General features: G+C 50.3%; 19 protein-coding genes and 1 other RNA gene. 8 read left to right on the top strand and 12 right to left on the bottom strand.

Annotated elements, in window-relative coordinates:
• Positions 1-86: 86 nt before the first annotated feature.
• The 3 genes from ssrA to HMPREF2596_RS07745 all read right to left on the bottom strand — a co-directional run bounded on the left by ssrA (position 87) and on the right by HMPREF2596_RS07745 (position 2,079).
• Positions 87-449, bottom strand: a transfer-messenger RNA (tmRNA) gene (gene ssrA / locus HMPREF2596_RS07755).
• Between the two features lie 115 nt (positions 450-564).
• A complete protein-coding gene (locus HMPREF2596_RS07750; protein WP_049348675.1) occupies positions 565-1,779 on the bottom strand; it encodes a pyridoxal phosphate-dependent aminotransferase in 1,215 nt (404 codons plus the stop codon).
• A gap of 84 nt (positions 1,780-1,863) precedes the next feature.
• Positions 1,864-2,079, bottom strand: coding sequence for a tautomerase family protein (locus HMPREF2596_RS07745; protein WP_049333410.1), 216 nt, complete (start codon positions 2,077-2,079; stop codon positions 1,864-1,866).
• Between the two features lie 165 nt (positions 2,080-2,244).
• Between HMPREF2596_RS07745 and HMPREF2596_RS07740 the strand changes: the two genes are divergently transcribed.
• Complete coding sequence (locus HMPREF2596_RS07740) at positions 2,245-2,844, top strand: MlaC/ttg2D family ABC transporter substrate-binding protein (RefSeq protein ID WP_070850621.1); 600 nt, start codon at positions 2,245-2,247, stop codon at positions 2,842-2,844.
• A gap of 59 nt (positions 2,845-2,903) precedes the next feature.
• Here HMPREF2596_RS07740 and efp read toward each other — a convergent pair whose 3' ends face one another.
• From efp to HMPREF2596_RS07725, 3 genes are read right to left on the bottom strand one after another with little or no spacing between them, the layout of a single operon-like run.
• The gene (efp, locus tag HMPREF2596_RS07735; RefSeq protein WP_036490530.1) at positions 2,904-3,464 is read right to left on the bottom strand and encodes an elongation factor P; all 561 of its coding nucleotides are present in this window, start codon (positions 3,462-3,464) and stop codon (positions 2,904-2,906) included.
• A gap of 42 nt (positions 3,465-3,506) precedes the next feature.
• Positions 3,507-4,664, bottom strand: a complete 1,158-nt coding sequence (gene earP, locus HMPREF2596_RS07730; protein ID WP_070850620.1) for an elongation factor P maturation arginine rhamnosyltransferase EarP — start codon at positions 4,662-4,664, stop codon at positions 3,507-3,509.
• Positions 4,665-4,695: 31 nt separating this feature from the next.
• Positions 4,696-4,974 carry a hypothetical protein gene (locus HMPREF2596_RS07725; RefSeq protein WP_003747149.1) on the bottom strand — a complete coding sequence of 93 codons (279 nt, stop codon included), beginning with the start codon at positions 4,972-4,974 and terminating at the stop codon, positions 4,696-4,698.
• A gap of 102 nt (positions 4,975-5,076) precedes the next feature.
• Here HMPREF2596_RS07725 and nadE point away from each other — a divergent pair, with 102 nt between their 5' ends.
• Positions 5,077-5,865: an NAD(+) synthase gene (gene nadE / locus HMPREF2596_RS07720; RefSeq protein ID WP_070850619.1), complete on the top strand. Its 789-nt coding sequence runs from the start codon at positions 5,077-5,079 to the stop codon at positions 5,863-5,865.
• A gap of 68 nt (positions 5,866-5,933) precedes the next feature.
• On the opposite strand, the gene HMPREF2596_RS07715 is transcribed toward nadE, so the two are convergent.
• Complete coding sequence (locus HMPREF2596_RS07715; RefSeq protein WP_070850618.1) at positions 5,934-6,134, bottom strand: protein MIGRI; 201 nt, start codon at positions 6,132-6,134, stop codon at positions 5,934-5,936.
• Between the two features lie 117 nt (positions 6,135-6,251).
• On the opposite strand from HMPREF2596_RS07715, the gene HMPREF2596_RS07710 reads away from it, so the two are divergent.
• Both HMPREF2596_RS07710 and metW read left to right on the top strand, forming a co-directional pair.
• Positions 6,252-7,391, top strand: coding sequence for a homoserine O-succinyltransferase MetX (locus tag HMPREF2596_RS07710; protein ID WP_036490538.1), 1,140 nt, complete (start codon positions 6,252-6,254; stop codon positions 7,389-7,391).
• Positions 7,388-7,969 (top strand): methionine biosynthesis protein MetW, encoded by a 582-nt coding sequence (gene metW, locus HMPREF2596_RS07705; protein ID WP_004519858.1) that lies wholly within the window; start codon positions 7,388-7,390, stop codon positions 7,967-7,969. Before HMPREF2596_RS07710 ends, metW begins: the two co-directional genes overlap by 4 nt.
• A 94-nt stretch (positions 7,970-8,063) precedes the next feature.
• Here metW and HMPREF2596_RS07700 read toward each other — a convergent pair whose 3' ends face one another.
• Positions 8,064-8,528 (bottom strand): low molecular weight protein-tyrosine-phosphatase, encoded by a 465-nt coding sequence (locus HMPREF2596_RS07700; protein WP_070850712.1) that lies wholly within the window; start codon positions 8,526-8,528, stop codon positions 8,064-8,066.
• An 85-nt stretch (positions 8,529-8,613) separates the two neighbouring features.
• Positions 8,614-9,714, bottom strand: coding sequence for a conjugal transfer protein (locus HMPREF2596_RS07695; RefSeq protein ID WP_070850617.1), 1,101 nt, complete (start codon positions 9,712-9,714; stop codon positions 8,614-8,616).
• A gap of 204 nt (positions 9,715-9,918) precedes the next feature.
• Between HMPREF2596_RS07695 and gloA the strand changes: the two genes are divergently transcribed.
• Positions 9,919-10,332: a lactoylglutathione lyase gene (gloA, locus tag HMPREF2596_RS07690; RefSeq protein WP_049348681.1), complete on the top strand. Its 414-nt coding sequence runs from the start codon at positions 9,919-9,921 to the stop codon at positions 10,330-10,332.
• A gap of 53 nt (positions 10,333-10,385) precedes the next feature.
• Here the strand turns inward: gloA and HMPREF2596_RS07685 are convergent, their stop codons facing one another.
• Together HMPREF2596_RS07685 and HMPREF2596_RS07680 are read right to left on the bottom strand one after the other, a co-directional pair.
• The gene (locus tag HMPREF2596_RS07685) at positions 10,386-11,135 is read right to left on the bottom strand and encodes a lysophospholipid acyltransferase family protein (RefSeq protein ID WP_070850616.1); all 750 of its coding nucleotides are present in this window, start codon (positions 11,133-11,135) and stop codon (positions 10,386-10,388) included.
• A 57-nt stretch (positions 11,136-11,192) separates the two neighbouring features.
• Positions 11,193-11,948: a GNAT family N-acetyltransferase gene (locus HMPREF2596_RS07680; protein ID WP_036490548.1), complete on the bottom strand. Its 756-nt coding sequence runs from the start codon at positions 11,946-11,948 to the stop codon at positions 11,193-11,195.
• 178 nt (positions 11,949-12,126) lie between these two features.
• On the opposite strand from HMPREF2596_RS07680, the gene HMPREF2596_RS07675 reads away from it, so the two are divergent.
• The 3 genes from HMPREF2596_RS07675 to HMPREF2596_RS07665 all read left to right on the top strand — a co-directional run bounded on the left by HMPREF2596_RS07675 (position 12,127) and on the right by HMPREF2596_RS07665 (position 14,602).
• Positions 12,127-13,059 (top strand): AEC family transporter, encoded by a 933-nt coding sequence (locus HMPREF2596_RS07675; protein ID WP_070850615.1) that lies wholly within the window; start codon positions 12,127-12,129, stop codon positions 13,057-13,059.
• A 182-nt stretch (positions 13,060-13,241) separates the two neighbouring features.
• Positions 13,242-13,715, top strand: a complete 474-nt coding sequence (gene dnrN / locus HMPREF2596_RS07670; RefSeq protein ID WP_070850614.1) for an iron-sulfur cluster repair protein DnrN — start codon at positions 13,242-13,244, stop codon at positions 13,713-13,715.
• 161 nt (positions 13,716-13,876) lie between these two features.
• Positions 13,877-14,602 (top strand): DUF8095 domain-containing protein, encoded by a 726-nt coding sequence (locus tag HMPREF2596_RS07665; protein ID WP_070850613.1) that lies wholly within the window; start codon positions 13,877-13,879, stop codon positions 14,600-14,602.
• Positions 14,603-14,643: 41 nt separating this feature from the next.
• Here the strand turns inward: HMPREF2596_RS07665 and HMPREF2596_RS07660 are convergent, their stop codons facing one another.
• Entirely contained in the window at positions 14,644-15,609 is a 966-nt protein-coding gene (locus HMPREF2596_RS07660) for a tRNA dihydrouridine synthase (RefSeq protein WP_070850612.1), read from the bottom strand.
• Positions 15,610-15,683: the final 74 nt, after the last annotated feature.

The raw sequence follows: 15,683 nt of genomic DNA, 5'->3' as shown, positions 1-15,683 counted from the left end.
AGGCCGTCTGAAACGTTTCAGACGGCCTGTTTTAAGTTTATAAAAAAGCACAAACCTTTTTAAATCAAAAGTTTGCGCTTTAAATCTGGTGGAGGCGGGGGGAATCGAACCCCCGTCCGAAAGTCCTCTACAGAGCGTTCTACATACTTAGTTGTGTCTATTTAGAATCTCGTCCCCATCATGCCGACCAACAGGCCTTCAGGGAACCAGTTACCTTAAATCTCGTTTCCTGCCAAGTAACCCGACAGAAAACCAGTCAATGTAGAATGACGTTGCGGTAGCTTGCGCTACACAGCCCATTGACCAACTGCTGCAACGGCAGGCCTTAAGCGGCCAGTGCGTAAGTTTCGTCGTTTGCGACTATTTTGATTCAGTGTTTAACGGGAAATCTGAGACCCCGGTATGCCCGCATCTGCTTTGCAACCCCCGTCGAAACCAAGATCGCCCCCAGATAGGAAGGGTTGATTATACGCATGTCGGCGGGCTTTGCCAAGTTGCTGTTTGATTAAAAAGGCCGTCTGAACAGTGGTTTGCTTTTTCAGACGGCCTCTTTGTTTAGGTTTTTTATTGACGGTAGTTTTGCAGGAAGCGTTCGAGTTTGCCCATGGCCTCTTCAATTTGATGAACGGGCGGCAAGGTAACGATACGGAAGTGGTCGGGGCGTATCCAGTTGAAGCCTGTGCCTTGGACGAACAGGACTTTTTCACGTACGAGTAAGTCGTAGATGAATTTCATGTCGTCGTGGATGCTGTACATTTCGGTATCGATTTTGGGGAACATATACAATGCGCCCATGGGTTTGACGCAGGATACGCCGGGAATCTGGTTGACCAGTTCCCATGCTTTGTTGCGTTGTTCGAGCAGGCGGCCGCCGGGGAGGAGGAATTCGTTGATGCTTTGGTATCCGCCTAAGGCCGTCTGAATGGCGTGTTGCATGGGTGTGGTGGCGCAAAGGCGCATAGACGAGAGCATGTCCAAGCCTTCGATATAGCCTTTTGCATGATGTTTCGGGCCGTTGAGTATCATCCAGCCTTGACGGAATCCGGCAACGCGGTAGGCTTTTGAGAGGCCGTTGAATGTTACGGTCAGGAGGTCGGGGGCGAGCGCGGCGATATGGTGGTGTACTGCGTCGTCGTAGAGGATTTTGTCGTAAATTTCGTCGGCAAAAATAATCAGGCCGTGTTTGCGCGCCAATTCGGCGATTTCGAGCAGGATTTCTTTGCTGTACACCGCGCCTGTCGGGTTGTTGGGATTGATGACGACGATGGCTTTGGTTTTAGGCGTAATTTTGGCTTCCATGTCGGCCAGGTTGGGGAACCAGTTGTTTTCTTCGTCGCATAGATAATGGCGGACGGTGCCGCCTGCCAGTGTTGCGGCGGCGGTCCACAAAGGATAGTCCGGTGCGGGAATCAGGATTTCGTCACCGTCGTTGAGCAGCGCCTGCATGGACATAGTAATCAATTCGGAGACGCCGTTGCCAATGTAAACGTCGTTGACGGTAACGTCGAGCAGTCCTTTGGTTTGGTAGTAGTGGACGATGGCTTTGCGTGCGGAATAAAGGCCTTTGGAGTCGCAATAGCCTTGTGAAGTCGGCAGGTTGCGGATGACGTCAACCAAAATTTCATCAGGCGCTTCAAAGCCGAACGGAGCCGGATTGCCGATATTGAGTTTGAGGATTTTGTTGCCTTCTTCTTCCAGTTGCAGGGCTTTTTTGTGAACCGGGCCGCGGATGTCGTAGCAAACGTGATCCAGTTTGGATGATTTGGGGAATTTCTCCATGATGTGTGTTCCGTAAAATTGTTAACAATGGGATAAATGTACTCTTTTTGCGGGTAAATTAAAAGGGCTTCAGACGGCCAAGGCTTACTTATTGCGCGCTTCGGCACGGCGAACCGTCACGCTTTTACCGCCTATGCCCCAGTTGTCCATATCGATTTCGTCGATGACGACGACGGTTGTCTCAGGGTTTTTGTTGAGAACGCGTGAGAGTAATTCGGTGACGCCGCGGATCAATTCGGCTTTTTGCTCCGCGCTCGGGGCTTCGTTGCCGCCGGTTACTTTGATGTTGACGTAGGGCATGGCTTCCTCCTTTGAAAATAGCGTTTATATGTTATCTTATTTTTATCGGGGCGTCTGAAATTTAATTGCAGGATTTTTCATTGCTCATGACTGCTTTTACAAAGAATTAAGTTTTTTGGAATAGATTGTTTTTACAATGCGGTTTTATTTTGGATGGATATCATCATGAACCGTTTTCTTCAGACTTTGATTGTGGCCACACCGATGGTGATTGCCGCGCCTTATGTGGCGGCGGAAACGCATCCGGCACAAAAGCAGATGCAGCAGAACATTGATGCTGTGTTGAAAATTGCACGCAATACTTCTTTGACAGAAGCTCAACGTGTGAAACAGGTTGAGCAGTATGCCAACCGTTATCTGGATTATGAACGTATTTCGGCTTTGGCTGTCGGCGCGCCATGGCGTGAATTTTCTGCCAAACAGAAAACCGATTTTATCCGTGCATTCAAAGATATGGTTATTGCGATGTACTCACACTCTGCACTGATTGGTGCCGCGGATGCGAATGTGCGCCTGTTGCCGAAGATGACGGCAAACGGCAATAAGTTTGACGTTTTCTCGGAAATTCAGACCAAAAAAGGCACCAAGTATGAAGTGGCCTACCAGCTTTACCAAAGCGGCGGTGCGTATAAGATTTACAACATCCGCGTGGACGGTACCAGCTTGGTAACGGTATACCGCAACCAATTTGGCGAGCTGATTAAGAGCAAAGGCATTGATGGTACGATTGCGACTGTCGCAGCTAAGGGCTTGAAGAAACAATAAGGCAGATTGAGAAAAAGGCCGTCTGAATATTCAGACGGCCTTTTTGTGTTACGGGCTGATTAAGCACGTTTGCGGAATTCGCCGGTACGGGTATCGATTTCGATTTTGTCGCCGTTTTCGATGTAAGACATCACTTGGATTTCAGTGCCGCCGACCAGACGTGCGGTTTTCATCACTTTGCCGGAAGTATCGCCTTTAACGGCAGGCTCGGTGTATTCAACTTCGCGAACGATGATGGTAGGCAATTCTACGGAGATTGGGTTGCCTTCGTAGAAAGTAACTTCGCATTGGTCTTCCATGCCGTCAACGATGAATTTCAACGCGTCGCCGATGTTGTCGGCTTCGATTTCGTATTGGTTGAACTCTTCGTCCATGAAGACGTACATTGGGTCGGCAAAGTAGCTGTAAGTACAGTTTTTGCGGGACAGGATCACGACGTCGAATTTGTCGTCGGCTTTGTAAATGGTTTCAGTAGCGGCACCGGTCAGCAGGTTTTTCAGTTTCATGCTGACTTTGGCGGAAGAGCGGCCGCCTTTGATGTATTCGGTTTTTTGAACGACCATAGGATCGTTGCCGACCATGAATACGTTGCCGGCGCGCAGTTCTTGTGCTGTTTTCATTGTGGTTTTCCAATCAAATCGGTTGTAATAAAACGCGCTATTTTAGCGTATTTTTTTGTGCTTTGAAATAAAGGCGGCAAGTTTTTCGACGGCACTTTTTTGGGCAAAAAGTCCGTCCCGCCATTTTGCCGTGCTTTGGCGCCATTCGTTTTGGTGTGCCGTCAGGGTTTGCCATGCCTGCAGGCGTTGGCTGTCGCTGAGTGCTTCGCCGTTGTTGAGTTCGTCGGAAAGGAGGCGGTGTGCCGTGGCGACAACATCCGGATAAACCTGATGCGCTTTGTCCCAAAACGCGTGCAGCTTGTCGAGATGGATATTTTCTTCTTGCGGGTAGATGTGCCAAAAGAAAGGTTTTCCGGCGAGCTGGGCGCGAATAAAGCTGTCTTCGCCGCGTATGACGGCGCCGTCGGCAAGGTTGAGCAGTTTGTCGAAATCTTGTTGGGCAACGAAAGGGATTTTGATTAGGGTAACGTGTTCGCTCTGATACACATCGCCGTCTTCAAGGAGGGCGTTTTGCGGCACTAGGCCGCTGTTTTTCAGGCTGGCGATGATTTGTGTACCTGCAAGCAGCAAGGTGATGGGTTGGCCGGCCTGTTGCCACATGGTCAGCCATTTTACCCAAATATCGCTTTGATAGCCGAAAAGCAGCCATTCGGGCGTGTTTTTTGCGGGAAGTTTGAGTTGTCGGCGTAAGGTTTCCGTATCAAAGCGGGCAAATTCGGCGTAATCACGTTCGCGCAGCAGGCCGCCGCTTTTTTCGCTGAAACCCATAAACCAAAAATATTTCTGTATGCCGCCGGCTTGGGGCGAGGGCATTAAGTGCAGCCTCTCGTTGCTGTCTTCCGCGCTGAGGTATTCCCAGTTGAGCCAAAGCGGTTGGTGTTGGCGGATGATGGTTTGAACGTTGTCGGGCAGTTCGCAGGCGAAGGTTTCGATGACGATGTCGGGAGTAGGGGCTGTATCGGTATCTTCGGCATGGTCGGCTTGCCAAGCGTGAATGCCGATGTCTTGATGGATGTTGGGAATCGAGGCCAAATCAGGGCAGAGTGCTTGAAGGGACGGGAAATCGTCTGTCCATAAATGCACTTGCCAGCCGAGTTCGCGTTGCAAAATACGCGCCAGCCGCCATGAAACGCCGATGTCGCCGAAGTTGTCGATGACGTTGCAGAAAATCCAGCAGGTATAAGGTGGGGGAGTGGTCATGGAAAAATATGCCCAAGGCCGTCTGAAAACATCAGAATGCGCCGAAATAGTGGAACAAATAAACAATCAGCAAAACAATCGGAATAAACATCCATATGCTTTGCCGTTTCAATTCAGGCTCTTGTTTGAGGTGGTGTTTGATGACGTCAAAGAGGACGAATTTAAATAGGAACGTGGCTTCGCAGGCAAGGATGATACCGTTGATGAGGTGTTGCGTTTTGTCTTCGGGCGGGTTGAGGGCAAACCACAAAAGGGTGGCAAGCGGAATCAGGCAGACGGCGAGCCAGCGCAAAAGAATGGGTTTGGACATGGTGTGTGTGCAAGAAATAAAAGAAACATTATACCCTGTCGTCTTTCAGGTAAGTGCAAATCAGGCTATCATTCGGTTTATTTGAAGCGAACATTTATCCCTATGCAAACCCAAGCCATCATCCGCCATATCGTTCAATGGCTCAAAGATTACGCCGAGCAGGCGCATGCCAAAGGTTTTGTCGTCGGCGTATCCGGCGGCATCGATTCTGCCGTGGTTTCTACACTTGCCGCGCAAACCGGTTTGTCGGTTTTGTTGTTGGAAATGCCGATTCGTCAGAAGTCCGACCAAGTCAACCGCGCACAAGAACACATGGGCCGTCTGAAACAGCGTTATCCCAATGTAAAAGCGCAAAGCGTTGATTTGACTCCGGCGTTCGATAAGTTTGCCGATACCGTTGACGTCAGCGAAACCGAATTTCCCAATAAACAGCTGGCACTGGCCAATGCACGCAGCCGCCTGCGCATGACGACGCTTTATTATTACGGCCAGCTGCATGGTTTGCTGGTGGCGGGGACGGGCAATAAAATTGAAGATTTCGGCGTCGGTTTCTTCACCAAATACGGCGACGGCGGTGTGGACATCAGCCCGATTGCCGATTTGACCAAGACTCAAGTGTACGCGCTGGCAGCCGAGTTGGACGTATCGGAAGACATTCAAAAAGCCGTGCCGACAGACGGCCTTTGGGATACCGAGCGTACCGATGAAGAGCAAATGGGCGCATCTTATCCCGAACTCGAATGGGCAATGAGCGTGTACGGCAGCCACAAGCCTGAAGATTTTGAGGGCAGGCAGCGCGAAGTTTTGGCAATCTATACCCGGTTGCACAAAGCCATGCAGCACAAAGTCAATCCGATTCCGGTTTGCAAGATTCCGGAAGAGCTGTTTTAAGTTTGAATATCAAAAGGCCGTCTGAAAACGCTGGATTAAGGTTTTCAGACGGCCTTTTATATTTTATTTCAATAAGAATTGGGAATATGCTTGAAAAACAGCATCACCAAATACCAAAACAGCGTAGCCACCGCCGCACCCAGCAATACCCACGCGCTGATTTTGGCGATTTCCCGAATGGTGCGCTTTTGTTGGCGGCTGAACAGACGGTTCACAATCAATGCCGCGATGGCGAAAAAGAAAAAAAATCGCAAAAGCCTGCCTATCATTCCACATCCTCCCAAAAATATTGCCTCTAAATTAGGGCAGGCCGTCTGAAGCCTCATGCACAAAACAAAAACGAAACGTTATAATACCCCTTTTGCCGCATCACTTGGAAATTACAAATGACAACAAATGCCTCAGTGGGCATTGTAACGCCCCGGAAAATTCCGTTTGACACACCGCTTGCTCTGGAAAACGGCAAAACCTTACCCCGTTTCGACCTGATGATTGAAACCTACGGCACACTCAATGCCGACAAAAGCAATGCCGTCCTTATCTGCCACGCCCTGTCAGGCAATCATCATGTTGCCGGCAAGCACAGTGCGGAGGATAAATACGCCGGTTGGTGGGACAATATGGTCGGCCCCGGCAAACCCATCGATACTGAACGCTTTTTTGTGGTCGGTTTGAACAACTTGGGCGGCTGCGACGGCAGCACCGGCCCTTTGTCCGAGAATCCTGAAACCGGCCGCGAATATGGTGCGGATTTTCCGGTTGTAACCGTCAAAGACTGGGTGAAGTCCCAAGCCATGCTTGCTGATTATCTCGGCATCCAAAAATGGGCGGCCGTTGTCGGCGGCAGCTTGGGCGGCATGCAGGCATTGCAATGGACGATTTCTTTGCCCGAACGCGTTGCCCACGCGCTCGTTATCGCTTCCGCGCCTAAACTTTCCACCCAAAACATCGCGTTTAACGATGTTGCCCGCCAGGCGATTTTGACCGATCCCGATTTCCACGAAGGTAATTACCGCAGCCATCATACCGTTCCTTCACGCGGTTTGCGTATCGCGCGCATGATGGGGCACATTACCTATCTTGCCGAAGACGGTTTGGGTAAAAAATTCGGCCGCATTTTAAAATCAGACGGCTATCAGTACGGCTACGGCGTTGAATTTGAAGTGGAATCTTATCTGCGCTATCAAGGCGATAAGTTTGTCGGCCGTTTCGATGCCAACACTTATCTGCTGATGACCAAGGCGCTCGACTACTTCGACCCGGCCGCCGATTACGGCCACAACCTCACGCGCGCCGTGGAAAATGTGCAGGCCAAATTTTTTGTTGCCAGCTTCAGCACCGACTGGCGCTTCTCGCCGCAACGTTCGCATGAATTGGTCAAGGCATTAATCGCCGCGCAAAAATCCGTGCAGTACATTGAAGTCAAATCCAATCACGGCCACGATGCCTTCTTGATGGAAGACGAAGCCTATATCCGCGCGGTTGCCGCTTATATGAACAACGTTTACAAGGACTGCCAAAAATGAATCTGCGCGACGATTTGCAACTCATTTACGATTGGATACCCGAAGGCAGCCGCGTACTCGATTTAGGCTGCGGCGACGGCGAGCTGTTGGCCGCGTTGGTGGAACATAAAAATTGCACCGGCTACGGCGTTGAAATCGATACCGACAGCGTGATTGCCGCCATATCCCGCGGTGTGAACGTCATTCAAGCCGATTTGGAAGAAGGTTTGGTGGCGTTTGGCGATCAAAGTTTTGATGTGATTGTCTTGAGCCAAACCATTCAAGCCATGCAGAACACGGAAAAAATCCTGCGCTGCCTGATGCGCGTGGCCAAACAGGCCATCGTCAGCTTCCCTAACTTCGGCTACTGGCGCAACCGCTTTCAAATCGCCGTTGGCGGCCATATGCCGGTTTCCGAGCGGATGCCGTATCATTGGTACGATACGCCCAATATCCATTGGTGTACCCTCAAAGATTTTGATTTGCTGTGTGCCAAAAACAAAATCCGCGTACTTGAGCGTGCGGTCATGACGGGCAACCGGCAGGTCAAACATCTGCCGAACTTATTGGGCAGCCTGGCGTTTTACCGCGTGGGTTGATGCGGTGATTAATAAAGGCCGTCTGAACAGGTCATCACGAAAGCATGGCTTTTGCGGATAGCTGTTCAGACGGCCTTTTATTGTTCAAGCCGGTTTAAGCCTGTTTCAATTTTTCCAACAAGGCCAAACTGCCGGCATCGACCAGACGGTAAGTTTCGTCAAAGTCGCCTGTGTACCACGGATCGGGAACGTGGTTGTAGCCTGAATCGGGGATAAGGTCGGTCAGTTTGAAGATTTTGCCGGGGTGGAAACCGAGCTGTTTTTCGGTTTCTCTGAGGTTGTTGTCGTCCATCACGATGATGTAGTCGAAATGTTCGGCATCGTTGGATTTTATTTTGCTGCTGGTAAAGCCTGACGGGTCGATGCCGTGTTGTTTGAGCACGCGGTGTGTGCCTTCGTGCATGTTTTCGCCGTCGTGCCAGCCTGATGTGCCTGCGCTGGCTGAGATGACGGCATTGCCCATGCCTGCTTCGCGGGCGCGGTGGCGCAGGACGTATTCGGCCATGGGGGAGCGGCAGATGTTGCCGAGGCAGACGAAAAGGATTTTGTGGGTTTTCATGTTTGTGAAAATGAGCGGTAAGGTTTGAAAATCAATGCAACACGCTGAACCGTTTTCAGACGGCCTTGCGTGTTGCATTTTCAATTTAGTTTACATTGCTGAAGAAAGGATTGTGGCCTTCCAGTTTCAATGCTTGGGCATAAGTCGGGATGTTTTCGTTTTCGCCCAGTGGGTTGTGCAGCAGGTAGAGGTGCTCGATACGGCATTCGGCCATCAGGTCGAGGAAGTTTTGCTGCACGATGGCGATATTGTCGGTTGAGGCCAGCTCCCAAGTGAAGGTCTGCGGAACGATTTCAAACGCGCTGTCTGTCGCGTTGAAGCTGAACTGGAGCTTGCCGTCCGCCTTGGCTGCGGCAACAACACCGACGCGCGGGCTTTGCATGCGGATGGCGCGGATGGCGTTGGTGGCAAAAACGTCCATGGCCATGCGTTGGCGGGTGTGGCTGCCGTCGGTCAGGGCGTCAAGCGGCGTATTGGGTGAGAGCGGGTTGGTAAAGAGGGTAACGCCGTCGAGGGCGAGATGCTCTTGCCAAACCTGCATCAATGGCAGGCCTGCCTGTTGCAGGTTGAGGCCCAAGGCCGTCTGAATGTCTTTATTGCCGTAGCCCAGCGCGTAAACAACATGGACGGATTGGCCTTCGGGCAGCGCCAATGGTTTGTATTCGAATTTTTGCAGGAATGCGCCTGCCGCTTCATCGTTTTGCTTGGCTTGGAACCATTCGCCCGGGGTAACGCTGCTCAAGTCGGTCGATTGGACGAGGTAGGGCAGCCATTGCGTGTTTTGCGTGAGGGCGCGCAGGTTGGGGTAGTTTTGCAGGCAGGCGAAGAGGGCTTCGGTAGGCAGTGTGAGCGGTAGGGTTTGTTCTTTTTTACAACCGGCGACCAAAACGACAGGCAGGGCAAACCATTGGGCTTCGTTATCGTTTTCTGCCTTCAGGACTTCGCCTACGCTTTGAATCAGGCTGGTGTAAGTGCCGACATCGGGCGCCATGGTCATTGCCAATGAAAGGTTGATGTAATGGTTTTGGCTGAGCATGGTGCGGATTTCGGTTTGCAGTTGGCCGGCCGAAAGTTTGCGTGATGCGGAGGAGGAGTTGTGCGCCAGTTGATAGGCATTGAGCAGAAGGTGGTTTTTGATAGGGCTTTGCGGATAAGGGCGGGTATCGGGAAGAACAAAGGTTTTCATGACGGTTTGAAGTGTTGTGTTGTAAGTGTGGCGATTATAGCAATTTAGTCGGTTGGTGTGCTTGTTAATACATGAAATTCAAATGACGGCAGGGTGTACGCTTCATTTTTATGCAGTTTCAGTGTCGGTATTTTGAGGCTGAAGAGGATGGTGCCCGATGTGTTATAATTCATGACCAAACATAATTCAGAAAGGAACAAAATCATGCGCTTGCTTCATACTATGCTGCGTGTCGGCAATCTCGAACGCTCTTTGGATTTTTATCAAAACGTATTGAACATGCAATTGCTGCGCCGCCGCGATTATCCTGAAGGCCGTTTTACTTTGGCTTTTGTCGGTTATGGCGATGAAGCGGACCATACTGTTTTGGAACTGACCCACAATTGGGATACCGAGTCTTACGATTTGGGCGATGCTTACGGCCATATCGCGATTGAAGTCGATGATGCTTACGCCGCGTGCGAACGTGTCAAAGAAAAGGGCGGTAAAGTGGTGCGCGAAGCCGGCCCGATGAAACACGGCACGACTGTGATTGCGTTTGTCGAAGATCCGGACGGCTACAAAATTGAATTTATTCAAAAGAAAAGCGGTAGCGATTCGGTACAATATTCATCTTAAGGCATAAGATAATGAAAAAGGCCGTCTGAATATTCAGACGGCCTTTTTTTTGTTCAGCCCAACTGTTTTTGCTTTTCGCTCAACAGGGCGTGTACTTGAAGCGCGGTAGCGTAGCGGTCTTCTCCCGCTTCAATCGGATCAAGGAAATGCAGCTCGACCGTGCTAGAAGGCTGGCTGATGACCATGCAGATAGATTGCCAGAGGCTGATGTCGCCGTAGTAGGCGGTGTGCGGATTGGGGCTGGTGCCGTCCGGATTCGGATAGCGGCAGAGTGCCGGAATAATCGGTACGCCTGCATCGTAGGCCGTCTGAAAAAAGCTGGGTTTGAACGGCAGGATTTCACGGCCTTCGGTACTGGTGCCTTCGGGGAAAATGGTGATGGTATCGCCGTTTTTCAGCGCTTCGGTCACGCCGGCGATTTTGGCGGAATTGCCTTTGATGCCGCGGTTACGCGAGACGTAAACCGTTTGCGCCTGTGTAGCGAGATAACCGACCACCGGCCATTTTGCCACATCATCTTTTGCTACAAAACGGCCGGGGAAAGCGCCGTTGACCGCCATAATGTCCAACCATGAAATATGGTTGCTGATAAGCATCTGGCCGCGGCCTTCTTGCGGCGGCGTGCCGAAAGTTTGCAGTTTCATGCCGCAGGAAGCAAGCACGCGCAGCGACCATAATTGAATCGCGCGCAGTTTGCGTTTGCTGCTGTAAAAGGGAAACAGAAAAAACATTTCGGCCATGCCGTACAAAAGGCAGCCGGCAATGCAAAGGAGGCGGAAGATAAAACGTATTTTGGCGGTCATTGTGTGTGTTTTTATAAAAGATGAGGCAGGCCGTCTGGAGTTTCAGACGGCCTTTTATTATGACTCGGTTTTAGGGGCAAAACGCTGCAAGTAGCGGTCGGAAAGGTGGCTGATGTCCATCATGATGAGCACATCCGCGCAGTTGAACGCTTCATCGACGCAAGGCTCGCCGCAAAACCACGCGCCTGCTTTGAGATAGCCTTTGATCAGTGCGGGCACGGGTGGGTTTTCAGATGGCGTGATGCTGTCCCATTTGAGTGGGTTAAGCGGTTTGACACGCCATTGTTCCGGAGCGAGGTATTTGCCTTTCAAGGCATGATACAGACCGGCCGCATCGCTGCCGCCGTCACGCATTTCGATACTGCCGCAACCAATCATAAAGCGCAGGTTTTCGTCTTTCATGAATTTGACCAAGCCGGTCCACAACAGCATGACCAAGCCGCCGTTGCGGTAGTCCGGGTGGGTGCAGGCACGGCCGAGTTCAACGGTTTGCGGCAGGATGTCTTTCAAAGGCTCAAGGTCGAATTCATGCTCGCTGTACCAGCCGCCGACTTTTTTTGCGGTTTCTTCGGTAATCAGGCGGTAGCAGCCGATAACTTCGCCGGTTGCATCGTCAAACGCGAGCAGGTGGTGGCAATGCTCATCATAAGGATCGACATCGCGGCCGTCATTGCTTTCGATTTCCGCACCCAATTCTTGGGCAAAAACCTGATAGCGCAATCTTTGGGCGGCTTCGATTTCAGCTTGGGTTTCTGCAAGGCGTACGCTCAGGCCGATTTTGGGGCCCGTTTGATTGAAACGGCTGGGGGACATGATGTTTCCTGTTTGAAGAAAATGGCTGATTATAGCGGATATACGGACAGATTTATATTGGTTTGCTTTGCGGTAGGGCAAATTATGTCGGGTTGTTGGAAAAAGGCTTCAGGCCGTCTGAATTTGGCATGCCAAGCGGTAGAAGCGTAAAATCAATGTTTTTGCCGCCTTTTTTGTTATGGAAACCTCTTTCCTGCTTGCCGGAAAAATTACCGAGCTGACGTTGATTGTTTTGATGGGCGTGGCTTTGGTGAAGGCCGGGCTGTTGAAATCGGAAAACAGCTACACACTCTCCGTCATTGCGCTTTACCTAATCAGCCCGTCTGTCATGATTCATGCTTTTCAGATGGACAATGCGCCGCAGATTATCGAAGGGCTGAAGCTTTCCATCATACTGGCGGTGTTTTTTCATGTGGTGTTGATTGTTTTGGGCAGGTTGTTTAAACACTTGTTCAAACTCGATGCGCTCGAACACGCGGCGACGGTGTACAGCAATTCGGGCAACCTGATTATTCCTTTGGTGATGTCGGTCTTTGGGCCGGAATGGGTGATTTACACCACCGGTTTTATCTTGGTGCAGACGTTTTTGTTTTGGACGCATCTGCGCCTGTTGATTTGCGGTCGCGGCAATGTGGCTTGGAAAACCATTTTCACCAATATCAACATCTTATCCATGTTGGTCGGGCTGCTGATGTTTGCCTTTCAAATCAAGCTGCCGCACATTGTCGATAATACTTTGGCGACGGTGGGCAGTATGATTGGCCCGGTTGCCATGTTGGTGGCGGGCATGCTTTTGGCCTCTTTGCCGTTGCGTTCGATTGTGTGGACACCGAGGCTTTATCTCGTTGCTTTTTTAAGGCTGATTTTGATTCCGGTATTATTGCTTTTTGCCGTTAAAGCCTGCGGTTTTGCCCATCATGATGCGCATGCGGATACGGTTGTGTTAATCAGCTTTTTGGCAACGACTTCGCCTGCCGCTTCGACAGTTACCCAAATGGCGGTTGTTTACGGCAAAAATGCCCAAAAAGCCAGTGTGATTTATGGGTTGACGACCTTGCTTTGTGTGGTAACCATGCCGGTAATGATTGCCTTATATCGTTGGATTATTTAAGAAAAGGGCAGGCCGTCTGAAGTTTTGACTTTATGTTTCAGACGGCCTGTTTGGTATTTTAATTTTGAAAATAACTTTTATTATCAATTAATTAAGCAATTAAAAAACTATACAAAGCCGCAAGCAGCGTGTATCCTTATGCCTAACATTCATCCAATATCAATCTTTAAAGGAACACAGCCATGACCGACTTTACCGTTTGGGAAACCGCACCTTTCAATTCCACCATCGACCATATCCTGCAGCGTTACCACAATGTCCACCGCGCCCAGTTTGAAGAGTTGGTTCCGCTGGCGCAAAAAGTGGTGCAGGTTCATGCCGATACTTTCCCTGCCGAAGTTCCTGATTTGTTGGCCTATATGCAAAACGAGCTGTTGATGCACATGATGAAAGAGGAGCGCATGTTGTTCCCGATGATTAATCAGGGTGTGGGTCGCGGCGCGGCCATGCCCATCAGCGTGATGATGCATGAACACGAAGACCACGATCAGGCCATCGCGCGCTTGGAAGAATTGACCAATAATTTTGAGCTTCCCGAAGGCGCTTGCGGCAGCTGGACCCGTTTGTACGCATTGGCCAAAGAGATGGTGGACGATTTGAAAGACCACATCCACTTGGAAAATGAGATTTTGTTCCCCCGCGTTTTGGCTTCTTAAGAATTGATGTTAATCAAGGCCGTCTGAATGTTCAGACGGCCTGTTCTTTAATCCCTTGCTAAGTTAGTACAATAGTTCTAAAATTTTAATAAAGAAAGAAACAAAAATAAGCAGTAAAGGCACACATCCGTTTTTTTGTTTACTTGAGAAGGAGTTTATGAATGAAACATTCTAAAGTTTTACTATCGGGTATTCTGTTTGCTGCCGTGACTGCATGCGCCCAAACGACGGACGGTAGCTGGAGCGCCCTGCAGGATACGAAAACAGGTGTGCAGTCGCGACCTTATTATGAATTTGGCAATGTGGTTCAGAAGATTTCTTTTAAGAAAACCGGCAATCCGGAAAATGGTCTGAAAAAGCCTGTCTTGACGGTGTATCGCCAAGGCAAGCTGTTGGGCGAAGCATATAATTTGGAAGCCTCTCATGGCAGCCCCTTGTTGCCAACCCTGTTTCTGGTAAACGGCAAGTCATTAAATGTAAATGACGGCAACGATAAAAAACAATTGGCTTCTGCGAAGAGAATCGATTTTTACGATTTCGGCCACGGCCGTATCGGCCATGCAGTCTTTACCGCGCCTAACGGCATCTGTCAGGATATGAAACACGGCAAAGGCGTTTCCTACAAGCTGGTTACCAACTATGTTAATTTTCCGGATTATCCTTCGCCTGAAAATATCTTGATTATCACTGCGCAAGGCAAATATGAGCAAGACGGGTTTATATTGGATGCCACTGAGTCAAGAGTGACCAGTGCCAATAAAGAGTTTGCCAAAAAATATGGCGAAGCCCTGAAATCCAAGAATGGCCCTGAGACCAGGCATGTGAATATGGCCAATGCAGCCAGTGCGGAAAAAGGCAGACTGTTGGCTGATTATATCTGTCAGTAATCATATTAAAGGCCGTCTGAAATTCAGACGGCCTTTTTAAATCATGAATGCATCTCTTGTTCGAACGACAGCAGAATCTGTTTTACTTCATCCGCTTCTTTGACGGCACGGATACGGCCGAACAATATCTGCGCCTGTTCAAACTCTTTTTTCATCATGCCAAGCCATTGTTTCAAACGGGCAACCGGATATTTGTTGTTGGCCTCTTTGGCAAGGCATAAGTCGAAGAATTGGACTATCCATGAGGAGACTTCGGCAAAGTCGGTGTCTTTCACTGTTTCGCCGTTTTCATATTGCTTGATTTGCCGTGCCAAGTCTGGACGGATAACCGCGCCGCGCCCGAGCATCACGCTGTTGCAGCCGCTGACGGTTTTAATGTCGAGATAGTCTTGAAGGCTGAACACATCGCCGTTGGCAGTAACGGGAATACTGACTGCATCGCGGATTTTGCGCACCCATTCCCAATGTGCCGGCGGCTCGTAGCCTTCGACTTTGGTGCGTGCATGGACGGTTAACGCGCATGCGCCGCCGTTTTCAATCGCGGAGGCGCATTCCAATGCCAGACTTTTGTCTTCATAACCGAGCCGCATCTTGGCAGTTAGCGGAATGTGTTGTGGCAGGCGTTGGCGCAGGGTGCGGACGATGTGGTAAATCAAGTCGGGCTCTTTGAGCAAGACCGCGCCGCCTTTATGTTTGTTGACCGTCGGCGCGGGGCAGCCGAAGTTGAGGTCGATTTTGTCCGCACCGAAGCGCACGGCTTCCAAAGCATTGACGGCCATGTTTTCCGCATCGCTGCCCAAAAGCTGGACAGTACAGGGCGTGCCGGCCGGCGTGCGGTTGGCATGGGCGATTTCGGGAACATATTTAAGCCAAGTGGCGCGTGAGTGGACCGTGTGCGTAATGCGGACAAATTCGCTGACACATTCGTCAAATCCGCCGATGCGCGTCAATAGGTCGCGCATTACATCGTCCACCAGCCCCTGCATGGGGGCAAGAATAAGCTGCATGAGTCAGGCCGTCTGAAAAAAGGAAGACATATTGTAGCGGTATATCGGTTAAAATACAGCTTCCTTTTTCAGAC

Source organism: Neisseria sp. HMSC078C12 (assembly GCF_001838065.1).
Lineage (GTDB): Bacteria > Pseudomonadota > Gammaproteobacteria > Burkholderiales > Neisseriaceae > Neisseria.
This window is presented reverse-complemented; position numbering and strand designations above follow the sequence as displayed.

What these genes read in the sequence shown, in the direction of transcription:
- HMPREF2596_RS07750 (WP_049348675.1), bottom strand. Translation starts at nt 1,779, where the DNA reads ATGGAGAAATTCCCCAAATCATCCAAACTGGATCACGTTTGCTACGAC.
- HMPREF2596_RS07745 (WP_049333410.1), bottom strand. Translation starts at nt 2,079, where the DNA reads ATGCCCTACGTCAACATCAAAGTAACCGGCGGCAACGAAGCCCCGAGC.
- HMPREF2596_RS07740 (WP_070850621.1), top strand. Translation starts at nt 2,245, where the DNA reads ATGAACCGTTTTCTTCAGACTTTGATTGTGGCCACACCGATGGTGATT.
- efp (WP_036490530.1), bottom strand. Translation starts at nt 3,464, where the DNA reads ATGAAAACAGCACAAGAACTGCGCGCCGGCAACGTATTCATGGTCGGC.
- earP (WP_070850620.1), bottom strand. Translation starts at nt 4,664, where the DNA reads ATGACCACTCCCCCACCTTATACCTGCTGGATTTTCTGCAACGTCATC.
- HMPREF2596_RS07725 (WP_003747149.1), bottom strand. Translation starts at nt 4,974, where the DNA reads ATGTCCAAACCCATTCTTTTGCGCTGGCTCGCCGTCTGCCTGATTCCG.
- nadE (WP_070850619.1), top strand. Translation starts at nt 5,077, where the DNA reads ATGCAAACCCAAGCCATCATCCGCCATATCGTTCAATGGCTCAAAGAT.
- HMPREF2596_RS07715 (WP_070850618.1), bottom strand. Translation starts at nt 6,134, where the DNA reads ATGATAGGCAGGCTTTTGCGATTTTTTTTCTTTTTCGCCATCGCGGCA.
- HMPREF2596_RS07710 (WP_036490538.1), top strand. Translation starts at nt 6,252, where the DNA reads ATGACAACAAATGCCTCAGTGGGCATTGTAACGCCCCGGAAAATTCCG.
- metW (WP_004519858.1), top strand. Translation starts at nt 7,388, where the DNA reads ATGAATCTGCGCGACGATTTGCAACTCATTTACGATTGGATACCCGAA.
- HMPREF2596_RS07700 (WP_070850712.1), bottom strand. Translation starts at nt 8,528, where the DNA reads ATGAAAACCCACAAAATCCTTTTCGTCTGCCTCGGCAACATCTGCCGC.
- HMPREF2596_RS07695 (WP_070850617.1), bottom strand. Translation starts at nt 9,714, where the DNA reads ATGAAAACCTTTGTTCTTCCCGATACCCGCCCTTATCCGCAAAGCCCT.
- gloA (WP_049348681.1), top strand. Translation starts at nt 9,919, where the DNA reads ATGCGCTTGCTTCATACTATGCTGCGTGTCGGCAATCTCGAACGCTCT.
- HMPREF2596_RS07685 (WP_070850616.1), bottom strand. Translation starts at nt 11,135, where the DNA reads ATGACCGCCAAAATACGTTTTATCTTCCGCCTCCTTTGCATTGCCGGC.
- HMPREF2596_RS07680 (WP_036490548.1), bottom strand. Translation starts at nt 11,948, where the DNA reads ATGTCCCCCAGCCGTTTCAATCAAACGGGCCCCAAAATCGGCCTGAGC.
- HMPREF2596_RS07675 (WP_070850615.1), top strand. Translation starts at nt 12,127, where the DNA reads ATGGAAACCTCTTTCCTGCTTGCCGGAAAAATTACCGAGCTGACGTTG.
- dnrN (WP_070850614.1), top strand. Translation starts at nt 13,242, where the DNA reads ATGACCGACTTTACCGTTTGGGAAACCGCACCTTTCAATTCCACCATC.
- HMPREF2596_RS07665 (WP_070850613.1), top strand. Translation starts at nt 13,877, where the DNA reads ATGAAACATTCTAAAGTTTTACTATCGGGTATTCTGTTTGCTGCCGTG.
- HMPREF2596_RS07660 (WP_070850612.1), bottom strand. Translation starts at nt 15,609, where the DNA reads ATGCAGCTTATTCTTGCCCCCATGCAGGGGCTGGTGGACGATGTAATG.